The organism is Paenibacillus sp. J5, from assembly GCF_054955055.1.
Genome location: NZ_JBUEDD010000002.1, coordinates 622057 through 637948 on the forward strand (window position 1 = coordinate 622057; position 15892 = coordinate 637948).

Sequence of the window (15892 nt, forward strand, 5' to 3'; positions counted from 1 at the left end):
ATTGGCCCAATGAAGCGGAAATATACGTTACGTTCGTCCAAATTCGACATAACTTCATTATAACAGGCCAAGGTAGGTTTGGATACAAACCCTGATCAGGTAAGCCCCATTATGCTTGGACCCCTACAGCACAAAGCCCCGCCTGCATGATGACAGACGGGGCTGCGAGCTTAATCAGATAAATTTGCCATCTCGATAATCCTGGTAGGCCTGACGCAGCTCTTCCTCCGTATTCATGACGAAGGGTCCACGCGCAGCGATCGGCTCGCGCAGCGGCTCTCCAGCATACAACAAGACTCGCAGCGGCGTAATTGCCTCGATACGCACCGAGCTCCACTCGCCTGATCCGCCCTCTCCAAGCCATGCGGCTTGACGCTCTCCACATGCTATCCTGTCGCGTCCAAGCCTTGCTTCGCCCTCCAGTACAAAGATAAAGCCGTTATAGCTTGAGGGGAGCTCTTGCAGCAGCACAGCCCCCGCCTCCATCGTTACCTCCAGCATCGTCACAGGCACGATATTGCGAGTAGAGGACTGAACGCCGCCGGAGGAACCAGAGAAGATGCGGACAGACACGCCCTCCTCCTCACGCACCGGCATCGTCTCCGCCCGCAGATTCTGGTAATGCGGTTCGGTCATCTTATGTGAGGCTGGGAGATTAACCCATAGCTGAAGCGAATGAACGGTCTCTCCCGGTGCCGGGTCCTCCTTATGAATGACCCCGCGTCCTGCTGTCATCCATTGGGCATCGCCTGCCCGCAGCTCGTCCTTGCCATTCGTGGAGCTGTCATAATGCTCTAGCACGCCTTCCATTACATAGGTGACCGTCTCAATCCCCCGATGGGGATGAGTATCGAAGGAGCCACGTTGGAACCAATCCTCAGCAAGAAACAGGAAGGGATCATATTTCTCCCAATTGCCTGGTCCAGGCTCCAGAATAAAGCTATTCTCATGTCCGCGATGGATCTGATTTTTCACTGCGCTCCATACATCCTCTATCCCCCGCTCGTAATGCTGCTTCTGCTTGCTCATCGCCATCACCTCTTCAATTTATTTAGTAACTATAATTAGTATAGCATGTTTCATTAGAAAAAGCACGCCTGCAACAGCGTGCTTGCCGATCATTACGGGTAAGAGGATTCACGATTGTACGACTGCTCACCACTATGATATTGCTCCAGTTGATTCAGCTTTTTCAGATCGCTTCGCAGCTCATCCTTCGCACTCTTATCCCACATCTTGACACCGGAACGATACGCAGAGCGGGCAATCAGATGGCCCGCGACCGGCGCTGTCAGGAAGACAAAGACAATACCGAGCAGCAGACGAATACTGACCACACGATGTGTGAACAGGAAATAGATAAAGGTTCCGAGCAGAATGAACAAAATACCGAGTGTAATGCTCTTCGTTGCCGCATGGGATCGAGTATAGATGTCAGGTAAACGTATAAAGCCCAGTGCGCTCAACAGGCTGAGCACAGTGCCCAGCAGCACCATACTCGCCACCAGCACTTCAATGATCACGGTTCCGCTCAATGACGACACCCCTCTCCAGAAATTTGCACAGTGCAATCGTGCTCAGGAAAGCCAGAATGCCGATGAGCAGTATCGTCTCCAGATACGCTGAAGTATCCAGCATGATCGAGAGTACAGCTACAATGCCGATGATACTATAGCCGATCGAATCCAGCGCCAGCACCCGATCAGGCAACGCCGGGCCGCGAATGACGCGAAACAATGCAATGACAATGGATATGGACAGTAGCAGCATGGATAATACCATTAATGCATCAAACATCAGCTTGTCACCTCCATTATGGCATGTTCAAATCGTTCCTTCGTCTTCACGATCGCATCCTCAAATTCGGTTACATCCATGGCATGCAGATAGAGTATGCCTTGCCTAGGCGCGATCTCCAGCACGACTGAGCCCGGCGTCAGCGTAAGCAGATTGGACAGAAGCATAATCTCCCAGTCGCTCTTAAGCTTCGTCTCCACCTTGAAGATGCCAGGCTGAATAGTGAGCTTAGGCCGGGTTACCTGTGCGATCACGATCGCGCTCGATTTCACCAGCTCTACATTAAATAACATGAATAATTTGAAAATCGACCATATTTTCCTGCCATAGAACGGCCCCGGAAAGAAACGCCGCAGTACATAGATCATGACCGCGCCGATCACATATCCGATAAAGAAGCTGAGCGTATTCCAATCATCATGAAGCAGCATCCAGACCATGGCAATAATAATATTGAGTAAAATTTGCAGCGTCACGTTGAGAGCACTTCCTTCCTGGCAGCTTAGGTTACATTCCGGTTTGCGGCAGAACTGCCTCGATGTACAGCATTGGATTCAGCATCACTTCGACGGCCTGCCCTACATAAGTCAGTACCGTCTCTGCTCCTAGCCCAAGCCCGATCAACAAGGCCGCCAGCATCGCCCCTGGAAGAAGATACCCTTTACCCGGCGACTTTTCTTCTCCTTCACTCAGAAGCGTCTCGCCCCAGAAGCTGTTAATGAAGATTTTCATCACAGAGTACAGCACGAGCAAGCTGGTCAGCAGTCCGATCGCTGCCATGACATAATAGCTTTGTGCTATCCCGCCTTGCAGAATCATCACCTTGCCTACAAATCCGCTGAGCGGAGGAACCCCGGCCAGAGCAAGCGCCGAGAGGAAGAACAACCAGCCTAGCGTTGGTCTGAACCGGATCAGACCGCTAATATCGCGTAGCCGGTCCGTGCCGGCGATGCTCATAATAACCCCACCCAGGATGAAGATCAGCGCTTTGGCAAGCATATCATGAATCAGATAGAACACCGCGCCAGTCAGCGCCTCCCTGCTCGCCACAGCGACACCAAATACGACAAACCCGACAGATACAATAACATTGTAGGCCAATATACGGCGTATATCCCCATAGGCTATCGCTCCTACTGCGCCGAGAATCATCGTCAGCGCGGACATCCAGACGAGTACCGTATGCGTGAATTCCGACTGATGATAGAAAATCAGTGTAAACATCCGCATAATCGCGTAGATTCCAACCTTGGTTAGCAACGCGGCAAAGATCGCTGCGATAGCTGCAGGAGGTGCGCTATAGGAGCCAGGCAGCCAGAAGAACAGCAGCAGACCGGCCTTTAGTCCGAATACAATGAGAAACAGCAGACTGACGGTTGTAATGAGCCCATCCTGCCCCGCAAGCGCCACACGCTCGGACAGATGTGCCATACTTAGTGTACCAGTAATGGAATACAGATAAGCAACGGCTACAATAAACAGCATGGAGGAGATGATATTGGTGATCATATATTTGATCGTCTCTCGAAGCTGCACCTTTCCCCCGCCAAGACTGATGAGCGCGTAGGAGGAGATGAGCATCACTTCAAAGAATACGAACAGATTAAAAATATCGCCTGTCAAAAAGGAGCCGTTCACCCCGCATAAGAGCAACAGCAGCAGAGGATATACATAAAACCTTTTACGATCCTCGCCAATAGAATGAAAGGTATACAGCAGGCAGGCTATCGTCACGATGGAGGCGGTGGCCGTCAAGAGCGCAGCAAGCATATCCGCTACCAGTGTAATGCCATAAGGGGCCTCCCAGCCGCCCATGTTCAAGATCTGAATCCCATCCCTGGATATGCTCCCGATCAGGACGAGCGACGAGATTAATGTTGCCGTTGTGGCAACAAGCGTAATCGCCTGCTGCGTCCTAATCTGGCGCCGCAAAAAGAACAGCAGCACACCGGAGAACAACGGGAGAAGGATCGGTAGGATGACTAGATTATTCATTCGGCTCTCCCCTCAATTTTTCCAAATCATCGGTTCCAAGCTCTACATAGGTACGATACCCCAGCACCAAGGAAAAGGCAGTCAGCGCAAAGCTGATGACGATCGAGGTCAATATAAGCGCCTGCGGCACCGGGTCGGTAAATACGTCGTTGTTCTCACCAAGCAGCGGCGCCGCGCCGCGCTTCAAGCCATTCACAGCCATCAGCATCAGATGGACACCATGCGTGAATAGTGAAATACCCAAAATAATGCGCACAAGACCCTTGCTGAGAATGAGATAGGTTCCGACAGTAAACAGGATGCCTGCAATAATTGTCATGAAAGTTTCCATATTACTCATCCTCGCCTATGCTTAATATAATGGTCATCGTCGTGCCAACCACTGCCAGATAGACGCCCAGATCGAATACGAGCGCAGTCGTAAGCTCTGTCTTGCCGAACAGCGGCAAATCCTCATACCAGAACGTTTGAGATAGAAACGGCTCATCAACTACCAATGAACCGATCCCCGTTAACAGAGCGATCATCAAGCCGACGGCGCCGACAATTTTGAAGTCGATCGGCAATATTTCATGCACCGTCTTCACGTCAAATGCGATATACAGCAGCACAAGCGCCGAGGCGGTAATCAAGCCGCCGATGAAGCCACCGCCCGGATTGTTATGCCCTGCGAACAGCACATAGATAGAGAAGGTCAAAATAATGAACACCAATATTTTGGCCGAGGTTTGCAAGATGACATCGGTGAACTTCACTTTTCATTCCTCCTTGCCTGCCGCAGCTTGATCAGGTTGTAGACGCCGATGCCCGCCGTGAACAGTACCACGATCTCCAGCATCGTGTCAAAGGCACGGAAATCAACCAGGATGGCGTTCACAATGTTCTTGGCTCCCGCAAGCTGGTACGAATTCTCGAAATAGCTCTTAATGGGCTCGAACAGGTTATGATCCTGCACCGATAAGCCGATCAGCGTAAGAGAAATACCGACACCCAGCGAGATGACGAGGCTGGACAGCTTAAAGCGCAGACGTGTCAGCTCGCGCCGCATCTTGGGCAGATAATAGAAGCACAGCAGGAACAACGCGGTTGTAATCGTCTCAACTACTAGCTGGGTGAGTGCCAGATCCGGCGCGCGGAACAGCACGAACATCAGAGAAACGATATAGCCAACTGCGCCGACCGCAATGATCGACATGAGCCTGGAGGTGCTGAAGACCACGAATACCGCAGCTATAACCATCGAGATGCCCAGCACATATTCGTATGGAGCAATCTCCGAATTGTTCTCCATATTAAGAGCGAACACGCCTTGGCCAAGCAGCGTCCCCCCCGTGAGGCAGATCATAATGATGAAGATATAGGACAGGTAATGCGCCAGAAAGCCTGTCATATACGTATTGGTAAAACGCAGTGAAGCCCGTTCGATACTGTTCAGCCCGCTGTCATACAGATTATTCAGTGTAAAGCGGCGTGGCAGATTATCGTAAATGCCCGACCATTTCTTCAGATAAATGTAGAGCAGCGAACCAAGCGCGATAATCCCTGCCGTCATTGCCAACTCCATAGTAAAGCCATGCCAGGCGGATATATGCACATCGAACGTCCCGCCATCCGCAACTAGCTGTGGAAGTATCGAGTGCATCGCAGGACGCAACAAGCTTGCGCCTACCACATTAGGAATGAAGAAGAACACGATGACCAGCAGCGCCAGCACGCCCGGAGGGATCAGCATGCCGATCGGAGCTTCATGCGGCGTCTTGTCCAGACGCTCCGGCTGATACTTGCCGGTGAATGTACGGAACACCAGAATCAGACAATAGACAAAGGTGAGAATACTTGCAACCCATGCAACGATCGGCAGCACCACCAGCCAATCATTCATGTTGCGGGCCGCTGTTAGTACCCCGGTGAAGAACATCTCCTTGCTCAAAAAACCACTGAATGGCGGCAACCCCGCCATGGACAGACCGCCAATTACGGTTAACGTGAACGATACAGGCATGATGCCCATCAGACCGCCCAGCTTGCGAATGTCCCGCGTCCCTGTCTCATGATCCAGTATCCCGATCACCATGAACAGACAGCCCTTGAAGATCGAGTGGTTGAATAGATGGAAGATCGCTGCTAATGCAGCCCCGGAGAACAGCAATGCCTGCTCGCTGTAATCTGCATTAAGCGCATTAGAGCCGATGCCGAGCAGACACATAATTAACCCCAACTGGCTAATGGTTGAATATGCAAGCAACGCCTTCAGATCCGTCTGGCGAATCGCCATAAATGAGCCCCAGAACAGCGTAATCGCTCCGACAGTGGTTATGATCCCGAACCATTCGATATTGCCGCCGAACACGGGAGTTAGCCGCGCGACGAGATAGACCCCTGCCTTGACCATCGTTGCCGAGTGAAGATAGGCGCTAATGGGCGTCGGCGCCTCCATCGCATCCGGCAGCCAGATGTGGAACGGGAACTGAGCCGACTTCGTGAACGCCCCTAGCAGCACCAGCAGCATCGCCGGCAGGAATAATCCATGCTCCGACAGTTGTCCCGACATAGCAATCAGCTCTCGCACGCTCAAGGTGCCTGAAGCTGTGTACAGCATAAGAAAGCCGAGCAGCATTGCAAAGCCGCCGGAAATCGTGATCAGCATCGACTTCTGGGCGCCGTAGCGCGATCTGCCCCGTTGATACCAGTAGGCGATCAGCAGGAAAGAGGAGACGCTCGTCATTTCCCAGAAAACATAGAGAACAAGCAGGTTATCAGACAGCACGATGCCCAGCATAGCTCCCATAAACAACAGTAAATAGATATAAAAATTATGCAGCGCTTCCCGTTCCATCGACATATAATAAATGGAATACAGGACAACTAGTGCTCCGATACCCGTAATAATAAGCAAAAGCAGCAAAGCCAAACCGTCAAGATGCAAGGTGAAGTGGATGTCCAAGGAAGGAATCCAGGGTATGGAGTGAATGACAGGCGCCATGGCGGGATCAAGAGGAAAGTATCCCAGGAAATAAACAAATAACAACAGAGGAATGATGAGCACGAACCAGCCGGTATGGACACGGCGGAAGCTCTTGTTCAGCAACGGAACAAACAGGGTGAACAGAAATGGCGTAAACACAGCGAAATGCAACCAGGACAACGTGGAACCCCCTATTTCATGTAGTTTAGGCTTGTTCCAACTTTGCGCACATGTGAAAATAGATGTGACAGACAGCTTATAAAATTGTAATATAAACCCAATTATTGATATGAATTGCAAACCGTGAATTTTCAAAAGTGCGCAAAGCCGGTCGGTCGGGCAGGCAAGGGCTTCAAGCAAAGTGTAAAAGCTGGGCGAAATGGGATTACTAAAACATTATACACTAAACCAATTGACAGCACCAAACAAAAAATGTACCCTGTTACTAATGTCTAGATTCTGAAGACTCTAAAACTGCTAGAGGCACAACTATTCTGATGAGGTGAGCGGCTACGTGAGGAATACAAAGATGGATGAAGTCATACTGGTTTGTGTCTATTATGGCCCGAACGGTGAGCGCCTAATTCGCAGAGGGGGCAACATTGCCAATATGCTGAATTGCCCATTGTATGTACTGACTGTTGATCCTCTGCCGGAAGACGAGCTTGATATTGAGAAAATCCACTACATTGCGAAGTGGAAGGAAGCGGCCAAAGAGTATAATGTCAAGGAATTTATTGTGAAATATAATGAAAAACGCCCTGTGGCCAAGGTGATTGGCGATGTCGCCAAGCAAAAGCATGTGACTCAACTTGTTCTGGGGCAGACAGCACAGAGCCGCTGGAAGGAAATTACCAAGGGTTCGTTCATTAATATTTTACTGAATGAAATTCCATTTGTAGATCTCCATGTCATCTCTGTATCGCGTGAACTGAAGGATCAGGACGGATTCTTCGAGAAAGGCGTGCGCGCTTATCTGCTTCAGGACGATGAGGGCTATCGGCTGTCCTTCAACCATACGCAACAGGATGTGTACGAGGGCATATTCTATAAGGAAGTCGGCACAGATTTCAACAATGGCGTATTCAAGTTTATGAAGGATAATCAGATGCTTGAAGTACATGTATGCGATGATTATGTGAAGGATCTGAAACCTCTCCCCCCCCTTGCGGGCAACGAAAGCAAGCGGTGACGATGATTCAACGAAGGTGACATCTGGGGAAGTAATCTTTCAGCCCACCAGCTTAAAAAGCAAACACCAGAACGCTGATCATACGGCGTTTTCGGTGTTTGCTTTTTGTTTGAAAGTTTTCTCCTTGTGCTCCACGGAGAGTGGTTCATGCGCCACCGTACCGTGTCCTAGTTAATGAATGCTTTTCTTCTCCATGCTTCCACCCAGTACATCGGACACTTGCTGGATCGAGATGAATGCAGACGGATCAATCTCTTGAACCATCGCCTTCAGCTTCGCCAGCTCCAGACGGGTCACCACACAATAGATAACCTGCGTATCCACATTGGAATAACCGCCCTTGGCATAAAAATACGTCGTCGGCCGGCCGAGGCGATCCATGATCGCTTGCGAAATCTCCTCATATTCGCTTGAGATAATGGTAACCGACTTTGATTCATCAAGTCCTTCAACTACAATATCCATCACTTTTGCTGCAATATAGAAGGTGAATATCGAGTACATTGCCGAATCCGGTCCAAATAAAAAGCCGGCAATGGTAAAGATGACGACATTGATTAACATAATGATCTGTCCCACAGGAATACGGGTTTTCTTGGAGATGAGGATGGCGACGATCTCTGTGCCGTCCAGCGCGCCGCCATAGCGGATCGCCAGACCTACGCCGGCTCCGAGCAGTACGCCGCCATAGAGCACTGCCAATATTTTCTCATGAGTAAATGGTTCAACATGATGCAATATAGCTGTTGTCAACGACATGACAGCAATTCCGTATAAGGTGGACAAAGCGAAGGTTCGGCCAATCTGCTTGTAGCCGATAAACAGAAAGGGAAGATTGATGACGAAGATCAGAACGCTTAACGGCAGCGGGGTAATACTAGACAAGACAATCGAAATCCCGGTAATTCCTCCATCGAGCATGCTGTTAGGGACAAGGAAATATTCCAACGCCACCCCCATCAAAGCCGCTCCGAGCGTGATGAATATTATACGTTTTAGAATTTCAGCAACGGTATGTTTTTTATGAGCTCGAGCCATAACTACTCCTCCAATATGTATCCCAGTCTCTTGTTTGTTTTGATTACATTCTACAAGGGACAGACGGCGCTACGCCTGTCCGCGGCAATGGTGCAGCGCGACCACCATCAAATCTGTGGCTGCCTCCGTATTCGGGAATAGCTGCTGCGCCTCTGCAACCAGATCGGCCAGATCCTCGTCACTGTAGCGGGAGCTGAAGTGGGTCAGCAACAGCCTGCGGGCGCCTGCGGCCCTGGCGGCCTGTGCCGCATGCTGGGTCGTCGAGTGGCCGAATTCGATCGCCTTCTCCGCCAATGCTGCCTCAAAGGTCGCTTCATGGACGACCAGATCCGCATGATGACACAATCGGGCCACGTTATCACAAGGCTTGGTGTCCCCCAGTATAGCTATGACCCGTCCCTTTACAGGCGGTTCAGTAACCGTACTGGCCTCGATGATCGTCCCATCCTCCAAGACGATGTTCTCCCCTTTCTTGAGGCGTCCATACATTGGTCCTGCGCCAATGCCGAGCTCCTGCAGCTTCTCTGCCTGCAGCCGACCAGGCTGATCCTTCTCCGTAATTCGGTATCCGTAGCAATCAATCCGATGCTCTAGCGGCAGCGCCTCCACCATGAAGCGAGCATCTTCATAGACGAGCCCCTCCTCGATCTCATGAATATGCAGGTCATGTCCGAGATGAGTTTCAGAGATGGAGAGCGTCGTCTCCAGCCACAGACGAAGCCCTTTGGGGCCATATAGCGCAACTGGCTGCAGTCCCCCCTGAAACGCACGGCTGGATAGCAGTCCCGGCAAGCCAAAAATATGATCCCCATGCAAGTGCGTGATGAATATCCGGGAGATTCGGTTCAGCTTGTATGATGTATGCATCAATTGATGCTGAGAGCCTTCCCCGCAATCGAACATCCAGATGTCGTGCTGAGGCTGTCCAAACTGAATAATAAGGGAGGTGACATTGCGGTTTTTGGCGGGCCGCCCTGCACCGGTTCCCAGAAAGCAAAGCTCCATCTCTCTTCCCCCTTTCTCCGTCTGTTCGTGTAATTTCTTCCTGTTGTTGAGAATATAATGGACTTGACCATGAAGCCAAGCATTAGGAGTGACGCGTATTAATGACTATAGCCCTGTACTAAAAAAACTTGGCTCCGTCCTGCTAGGGAGCCTCATTATTGTCAGCGCCATTCACCTGTTCATATTACCCCATCATATTATTGAAGGCGGCATGCTAGGTGTCGGTCTGTTAGCCAGCTATGCTACACCGATTCCATCCGGAGCAGCGATCATCATACTGAGTCTGCCTGTCTACGGCTTTACCTATTTCTTCTACAAATCGCTGTTTTGGTTCAATCTGCTTGGCGTCATCTGCATTTCAATCCTGCTTGAGCTCATGCCTCCACTAGAGCTGCCCTTGGCTCTTTCCCCTGTACTCAGCGCCTGGCTAGGCGGTCTGATGGTTGGCTCAGGTGTCGGCCTACTGCTGCGCTCCCATATTACGACGGATGGTCTGGACTTACTCGCCCATCTATTCAGCTTCCGGGCAAAAGTGAACGTTGGCGTGCTCATCTTTGTTCTGGATATGCTGGTGCTGATCGGAGGGATGTTTGTACTTAGCAAGGGTCAGATTATTCTGTCGCTCATTACAGTGGCCGGGATCGGCCTCATGACCACCCTGCTCACCTGGGGACGAAGGCACTAACCAGCTCCGATTCGTCCAAGCCGCGCTGCTGCCTGACCCGCTAACGAAACCATGGCACACCTCCCGGCTGCGGCTCGATCGAGTGTGAAGCAGTCGCTTTTGGCTCGTATATTATAAAATAACAGCATTTGCTATGTCAAAGCAAGCTTTTGTGCATCCAGATCGCTGCTTGCGCTCCCTCCCCCATCGCTATAGCGAGCTGCTCGGAATGGATACCGATGTCTCCTGCCGCCCAAACATGAGGCACGGACGTCATCTTGGTCCGCGGATCTGTCCATACATGACCATTTTCCTCCACCTCAGCTCCTAGCTGCATGGCAAGCTCTGAGCGTACCCGGTTTCCTCCCATCGCCATAAAGGCATGGCTAACAGCAATATGCTCCCCGCTCAGCAACGTAACACCCGTCAATTGCCCGCCGCTCGCATGAAGATGCTGCACAGGGCTGTCCGCATAACGAATGCCGTATTCAGCAAGCTTGGTACGCCGTTGCTCCCGCCCGGTTGGCTCTAGCGTCTGTTCCACCACAATAATGTTATTCGTCCAATATCGCAGCGTCAGTGCCATAGCTGCACCTGCCTCACCGGAGCCGATGACCAGTGTTGCGCGCCCTTTCACCTCAAATCCATCACAATCTGGACAGACATAGACGCTCTTACCCAGACATTCGACCAGACCCTCCAGCTCCGGGAGTCGATCCTTGATGCCAGTCGCAAGCAGCAGGCGCTTGCCGTAGTAGACTGCTCCGCTTGATTCCACCTCCTGTACTGCCCATCCATCCTCCTGCCTTTCCACTCTATTGACCGTTCCCAGCCGGAACTCAATGCCCAACTGCTCTGCCTGTCTTCTCCCAAGATCGCGCAGATGCTGTCCACTTACGCCCTCTGGCCACCCCAGCACATTATGATAGGACCGGCACAGTACCGATCTTCCATCCTCTGCATCCAGTACAAGTGTCGCCCTCCCGTACCTTCCCAGTTGAATCGCCGCCTGCAGCCCGGCTATTCCTCCACCGATAATAATAGCATCATACAGCATCGCTGTTCCTCCTTCGATTGCTTCCCATTACGCTTTACCCTTTTACTATCCCCAAATGTATGGCATAATCAAATTTTGATCACCATCTATGGAACGGCAACAGATGGGGTAAAATATGGGAAAGACAATAATATGGAATGGAGGACCTATCCATGGATCAGCTTCTACTCGTCTTTACAGGCGGAACGATCGGCAGCATAGCAACAGGACGACAAATTGATGTCCGATCCTCTGTCTCCTCTGAACTGGTAGATCGTTATTTGCAACGCGCCGGCGAACATGCACCGCAGCTTACAACCATGCAGCCGTTCAATATTTTAAGTGAAAATCTGCTTCCGCAGGACTGGATTGCTTTAAAGGAAAGTATAGCAGACCAGCCTGAGCGTTATTCCGGCATCATCATCACCCACGGCACCGATACACTCGCCTATAGCGCAGCAGCGCTAAGTTATCTGTTCCATGATACCCGTGTTCCAATTGTAATGATAGCCAGCAATTATCCACTGGCAGATCCCCGTAGCAGGGGCGTACAAAATCTGGAGGCTGCCATCGCCTTTATTTGCAGCGAGCGCCTGCCCGGTGTTTTCGTCTGCTTTGAGAACAAGCAAGGAGAAGCCCTGCTGCATCTTGGCTCTCGCATCCGTCAGTCTGCGCCATTCACAGACGAGTACGAGAGTGCATATGGGCTGCCATTCGGGCAAATGAAGGACGGCTGCTTCCATCCGGTAGAGCATGCGGTAAATCCTAAGCTAGAGCAGTTGACTCCGCTCTCACGCTCCCTGCTGCCACAGGATGTCGCGTTTACGACCGATGTGGTCTATATCCAGCCCTATCCAGGACTGGACTACAGTTATTATTCATTTGACCAGGCCAACCGCCCGCAGGCTATCCTGCACGATCTGTATCACTCAGCGACGGCAGGGACACGGTCGGACAGAGAGGGACGCTATTCTTTGCCTGCCTTCATCCAACGCTGCAGGCAGGCTGGTATTCCTGTCTACCTCTGCCCGTTCAAGGAAGAGAATGCTCATCTGTACGCGACCTCCTCAGTGCTGCTGGAGGCAGGCGCTATACCGCTGCGGGGAATCACCTCGGAGGCGGCACTCGTTAAGCTGATGCTTGCTTATGGCACCCCTTCTCTGCATCCGATAGCAGCCACATGGGTACAGCATACAACTTTGTTGCACGAGCATATCGCTGCGAGCGCTGCAAGATAATACTGCGTCTACTTGGAGCCACTACGGCGGAATGTGCGTCCTTGCGGCGAGATGCGGCCACACTAGAATATGGAGGGAATGCATGTGATTAAAGATATACAAGATGAGCTGCAATCACAGGAAATCGTCAGGCAGTTGCTGGATCTGCCCGATCCCGCGGCACTTCAGCAGTTTCTGGAAGAGCTGCAGCCTTATGATGTAGCCATACTATTCAATGGCCTCCCTGCATCCGATCAGGTGCGGCTGCTCGCTCATCTTGACCTAGCCACCCTTACTGATCTGGTCGAGGAGCTGGAACGGGAGCAGCAGGTTGTCGTGTTCCAGATGCTCGATCCGGCAAGAACCGTTGAGGTTATGGATCGAATGGATAATGACGACCTCGCTCAATACCTCGGCTCACTGAGCGAGGAGGAATCCAGACGCCTCCTCTCATCCATGAAGCTGAGCGAATCCTCCGCAGTTCGCCAGTTGATGAATTATCCTCCTGAAACAGCGGGACGGATTATGAATAACCGCTATGTGTGGATTCCGGCACATTATACGGTTACTGAGGCCATCGCCAAAATACGCGACTTTGCCGAAATCTCGGAGGCCATCAGCTATCTGTATGTCATCGATGACAACAAGCAACTGCTTGGCGTCGTCTCCTATCGTGATCTCATATTGGCTATGCCTGAGGAACGCATACAGGATCTGATGTATACACGGGTCATCTCTGTACAGGTCGACACAGATCAGGAGAAGGTTGCTGATGTCATCCGCAACTATGACTTCCTTGCCGTGCCTGTCATCGACTCGGAGCGCCGCCTGGTCGGCATCGTGACCGTTGACGATATTATCGATATTGTCATCCAGGAAGCCGATGAGGATATCCAGAAGCTGTCTGGGAGCGGCAAAGACATCGACTTTCATACACCGGCTACAGTCGCTGCTTTTCGTCGCCTTCCCTGGCTCGTACTGCTGCTACTTATTGGACTTGTGTCCGGCTCTATCATCAGTCAGTTCGAGGATACACTTGGCAAGGTTGTCGCGTTAGCCTACTTTATGCCGATGATTGCCGGCATGACTGGCAACACCGGCACCCAGTCTCTGGCGGTCGTGGTACGCGGCTTGATCAACAAACAATTAAGTGCCAGGGAGGTTGTACATCTGATACGCAGGGAGCTGCTCGTAGGGATGATCATCGGTGGCTGCTGCGGCGTCTTGATCACTGTGATCGCTTATCTGTGGCAAGGCAGCCTGATGCTTGGACTTACGGTCGGGTTGTCGCTGCTTCTTACGCTTATCATCGGCACAATGGCAGGAACTGTCATACCGTTGCTGCTCAGCCGCTTCAATGTTGATCCGGCCGTGGCTTCCGGCCCACTGATTACAACACTAAATGATGTGCTCTCGTTATTTATTTATTTTGGAATCGCTACGCTATTCATTCATTATCTTGTGTAACTGGCTGTCGTACTACGCCAAGCATTAAAAAACCCGAGCTGTCGGTGATTCCACCAAACAGCTCGGGACCGTTTCTAGAATTGATTCAAACCGCTATATTGCCCAACCACCTTTAACAAAGGCTCCGCTAGAGGCAGCACGAATTGCATCGGACCTGTCACGTATTGTCCACTGCGATTATGAATGGTGGCCTTGCGAACGTAGACTCTATAGGAAGGCTGATAAGCCGTGGTTCGGACATACTCCACATTTTCCTCACGCTTGCTGGTCAGCGTCACCCGTCTTTCTTTTAGCTCACAGGGCGTGATACTGATGACATCGTCAAATTTCAAGTGATAGTTCAAATGCGGCTTATGAAAAACCAGCTCCTTCGTGGAGACGGTAATGCCATAATCCGTCTTCTTCTGAGACCATTTCAGTTCTCCATCCAGTTGCTTGAGCTGAATAAAATCTCGGTTCATGACGCATCCGCTCCTCTCCCCTAGCTTGTACGTTTATTAAGCATAACACAGATCTCCCCTTTAATCAGCCTCTTACCTTTTCCTTACAGTCGGGACATATGCATCAAATTGGCGGCATGGCGGGCACCCGTACATACTGTATGTATGCCCTGCTCATATAGTATGCTGAGGTGATGAGCAACCGATGGTTAAGAAGAATTATCCCAGCCGCAGTATCAGAGGCAAACGGCGTGTTAACCGATATTTAGCCCAGAACACTTCACTTCGCAAATATGTGCCGGTAACCGTTCGTTTCAGCATACGCAATCTGACCCGAATGGCACAGCGCTATTCTTCACTTTATATTAAGCCGGATGTCGGTTCACTCGGTATTGGCGTGCATAAGCTGATCCGCCGCAGTGGCGGCTATCAGTTGGTGCTCACGCACAAGAAACGGCAGCTACACAAGGAATTCAGCACCGCATCACATGTCTATCGCTACCTGAAGGCTTCGAAGCATACGCCTCTCATCATTCAGCAGAGCATCTCCTTGGATAAATTCCAAGGCAGGCCCTATGATCTAAGAGCCATGGTACAGCGAAAACCAGGAGGACCTTGGGTGTGCACCGGAATTTTGGTCAAGATCGGAGGTAAAAACCGAATCACTACCAATTATTATCAAGGCGGAGAGATGCTCACCTATGAGCAATTTTTGCAAGCCAAAGGCTATTCCAGTACAGAGCGCTCCGCGAAGCAAGCCTATATTAAAGAAATCGCGATCGCAATGGCAAAGACTCTGAGCAAAAAAAGATCAGGCATGCAGGAGATGGGCATTGATCTGGCCTTCGATAAACATAAACAACTGTGGGTAATTGAAGTCAATACCTATCACCCGCAATTTCATCCACTCAAAAAAATCGCCCCTTCCATGTATCGACGAATGATGCGCTATGCCCGCAGTTACGGACGGACTCGTGCTAAATGATGAGGGCACGAGCAGCCTCCATTCCTCAAGAAAACACAAAAAAGCCTGCCGCAAAATGCGACAGGCTCTTGTGTGCTTGGCGACGTCCTAC

General features: G+C 51.0%; 17 protein-coding genes. 5 read left to right on the forward strand and 12 right to left on the reverse strand.

The features are described 5' to 3' along the window. Positions 1-174 precede the first annotated feature (174 nt). The 8 genes from ACY1JZ_RS05230 to ACY1JZ_RS05265 all read right to left on the reverse strand — a co-directional run bounded on the left by ACY1JZ_RS05230 (position 175) and on the right by ACY1JZ_RS05265 (position 6937). Entirely contained in the window at positions 175-1029 is an 855-nt protein-coding gene (locus ACY1JZ_RS05230) for a pirin family protein (protein ID WP_462628350.1), read from the reverse strand. Between the two features lie 92 nt (positions 1030-1121). Further along, positions 1122-1535, reverse strand: a complete 414-nt coding sequence (gene mnhG, locus ACY1JZ_RS05235; protein ID WP_442954881.1) for a monovalent cation/H(+) antiporter subunit G — start codon at positions 1533-1535, stop codon at positions 1122-1124. Next, the gene (locus ACY1JZ_RS05240) at positions 1513-1797 is read right to left on the reverse strand and encodes a Na(+)/H(+) antiporter subunit F1 (protein ID WP_270170581.1); all 285 of its coding nucleotides are present in this window, start codon (positions 1795-1797) and stop codon (positions 1513-1515) included. Before ACY1JZ_RS05240 ends, mnhG begins: the two co-directional genes overlap by 23 nt. Further along, positions 1797-2273 carry a Na+/H+ antiporter subunit E gene (locus ACY1JZ_RS05245; RefSeq protein ID WP_462628351.1) on the reverse strand — a complete coding sequence of 159 codons (477 nt, stop codon included), beginning with the start codon at positions 2271-2273 and terminating at the stop codon, positions 1797-1799. Before ACY1JZ_RS05245 ends, ACY1JZ_RS05240 begins: the two co-directional genes overlap by 1 nt. Positions 2274-2304: 31 nt before the next feature. After that, positions 2305-3792 (reverse strand): Na+/H+ antiporter subunit D, encoded by a 1488-nt coding sequence (locus ACY1JZ_RS05250; RefSeq protein ID WP_462628352.1) that lies wholly within the window; start codon positions 3790-3792, stop codon positions 2305-2307. Next, positions 3785-4123: a Na(+)/H(+) antiporter subunit C gene (locus ACY1JZ_RS05255; protein ID WP_270170576.1), complete on the reverse strand. Its 339-nt coding sequence runs from the start codon at positions 4121-4123 to the stop codon at positions 3785-3787. Before ACY1JZ_RS05255 ends, ACY1JZ_RS05250 begins: the two co-directional genes overlap by 8 nt. Position 4124: 1 nt before the next feature. Further along, positions 4125-4547 carry a Na(+)/H(+) antiporter subunit B gene (locus ACY1JZ_RS05260; protein ID WP_270170575.1) on the reverse strand — a complete coding sequence of 141 codons (423 nt, stop codon included), beginning with the start codon at positions 4545-4547 and terminating at the stop codon, positions 4125-4127. After that, entirely contained in the window at positions 4544-6937 is a 2394-nt protein-coding gene (locus ACY1JZ_RS05265) for a Na+/H+ antiporter subunit A (protein WP_462628353.1), read from the reverse strand. Before ACY1JZ_RS05265 ends, ACY1JZ_RS05260 begins: the two co-directional genes overlap by 4 nt. A gap of 349 nt (positions 6938-7286) precedes the next feature. Here ACY1JZ_RS05265 and ACY1JZ_RS05270 point away from each other — a divergent pair, with 349 nt between their 5' ends. Beyond that, complete coding sequence (locus ACY1JZ_RS05270) at positions 7287-7949, forward strand: adenine nucleotide alpha hydrolase family protein (RefSeq protein WP_270172444.1); 663 nt, start codon at positions 7287-7289, stop codon at positions 7947-7949. Positions 7950-8120: 171 nt separating this feature from the next. Here ACY1JZ_RS05270 and ACY1JZ_RS05275 read toward each other — a convergent pair whose 3' ends face one another. Together ACY1JZ_RS05275 and rnz are read right to left on the reverse strand one after the other, a co-directional pair. Beyond that, complete coding sequence (locus tag ACY1JZ_RS05275) at positions 8121-8987, reverse strand: YitT family protein (RefSeq protein ID WP_462628354.1); 867 nt, start codon at positions 8985-8987, stop codon at positions 8121-8123. Positions 8988-9056: 69 nt separating this feature from the next. Beyond that, entirely contained in the window at positions 9057-9992 is a 936-nt protein-coding gene (gene rnz, locus ACY1JZ_RS05280; protein ID WP_462628355.1) for a ribonuclease Z, read from the reverse strand. Positions 9993-10080: 88 nt separating this feature from the next. Between rnz and ACY1JZ_RS05285 the strand changes: the two genes are divergently transcribed. After that, positions 10081-10677, forward strand: a complete 597-nt coding sequence (locus ACY1JZ_RS05285) for a YitT family protein (protein ID WP_462628356.1) — start codon at positions 10081-10083, stop codon at positions 10675-10677. A gap of 136 nt (positions 10678-10813) precedes the next feature. Here the strand turns inward: ACY1JZ_RS05285 and ACY1JZ_RS05290 are convergent, their stop codons facing one another. Continuing rightward, a complete protein-coding gene (locus tag ACY1JZ_RS05290; protein ID WP_462628357.1) occupies positions 10814-11713 on the reverse strand; it encodes an NAD(P)/FAD-dependent oxidoreductase in 900 nt (299 codons plus the stop codon). A gap of 152 nt (positions 11714-11865) precedes the next feature. On the opposite strand from ACY1JZ_RS05290, the gene ACY1JZ_RS05295 reads away from it, so the two are divergent. After that, positions 11866-12930, forward strand: a complete 1065-nt coding sequence (locus ACY1JZ_RS05295) for an asparaginase (RefSeq protein WP_462628358.1) — start codon at positions 11866-11868, stop codon at positions 12928-12930. A gap of 78 nt (positions 12931-13008) precedes the next feature. After that, positions 13009-14376: a magnesium transporter gene (gene mgtE, locus ACY1JZ_RS05300; protein WP_462628359.1), complete on the forward strand. Its 1368-nt coding sequence runs from the start codon at positions 13009-13011 to the stop codon at positions 14374-14376. 74 nt (positions 14377-14450) lie between these two features. Here mgtE and ACY1JZ_RS05305 read toward each other — a convergent pair whose 3' ends face one another. Then, on the reverse strand, positions 14451-14837 hold the full coding sequence (locus ACY1JZ_RS05305) for a hypothetical protein (RefSeq protein ID WP_462628360.1): 387 nt from the start codon (positions 14835-14837) through the stop codon (positions 14451-14453). A 184-nt stretch (positions 14838-15021) separates the two neighbouring features. Here ACY1JZ_RS05305 and ACY1JZ_RS05310 point away from each other — a divergent pair, with 184 nt between their 5' ends. After that, positions 15022-15801, forward strand: a complete 780-nt coding sequence (locus ACY1JZ_RS05310; protein ID WP_270170563.1) for a YheC/YheD family protein — start codon at positions 15022-15024, stop codon at positions 15799-15801. Positions 15802-15892 lie beyond the last annotated feature (91 nt).

What these genes read in the sequence shown, in the direction of transcription:
- ACY1JZ_RS05250 (WP_462628352.1), bottom strand. Translation starts at nt 3,792, where the DNA reads ATGAATAATCTAGTCATCCTACCGATCCTTCTCCCGTTGTTCTCCGGT.
- ACY1JZ_RS05270 (WP_270172444.1), top strand. Translation starts at nt 7,287, where the DNA reads ATGGATGAAGTCATACTGGTTTGTGTCTATTATGGCCCGAACGGTGAG.
- ACY1JZ_RS05305 (WP_462628360.1), bottom strand. Translation starts at nt 14,837, where the DNA reads ATGAACCGAGATTTTATTCAGCTCAAGCAACTGGATGGAGAACTGAAA.
- ACY1JZ_RS05275 (WP_462628354.1), bottom strand. Translation starts at nt 8,987, where the DNA reads ATGGCTCGAGCTCATAAAAAACATACCGTTGCTGAAATTCTAAAACGT.
- ACY1JZ_RS05255 (WP_270170576.1), bottom strand. Translation starts at nt 4,123, where the DNA reads ATGGAAACTTTCATGACAATTATTGCAGGCATCCTGTTTACTGTCGGA.
- ACY1JZ_RS05240 (WP_270170581.1), bottom strand. Translation starts at nt 1,797, where the DNA reads ATGTTTGATGCATTAATGGTATTATCCATGCTGCTACTGTCCATATCC.
- ACY1JZ_RS05290 (WP_462628357.1), bottom strand. Translation starts at nt 11,713, where the DNA reads ATGCTGTATGATGCTATTATTATCGGTGGAGGAATAGCCGGGCTGCAG.
- ACY1JZ_RS05310 (WP_270170563.1), top strand. Translation starts at nt 15,022, where the DNA reads ATGGTTAAGAAGAATTATCCCAGCCGCAGTATCAGAGGCAAACGGCGT.
- ACY1JZ_RS05295 (WP_462628358.1), top strand. Translation starts at nt 11,866, where the DNA reads ATGGATCAGCTTCTACTCGTCTTTACAGGCGGAACGATCGGCAGCATA.
- rnz (WP_462628355.1), bottom strand. Translation starts at nt 9,992, where the DNA reads ATGGAGCTTTGCTTTCTGGGAACCGGTGCAGGGCGGCCCGCCAAAAAC.
- mgtE (WP_462628359.1), top strand. Translation starts at nt 13,009, where the DNA reads ATGCATGTGATTAAAGATATACAAGATGAGCTGCAATCACAGGAAATC.
- ACY1JZ_RS05230 (WP_462628350.1), bottom strand. Translation starts at nt 1,029, where the DNA reads ATGAGCAAGCAGAAGCAGCATTACGAGCGGGGGATAGAGGATGTATGG.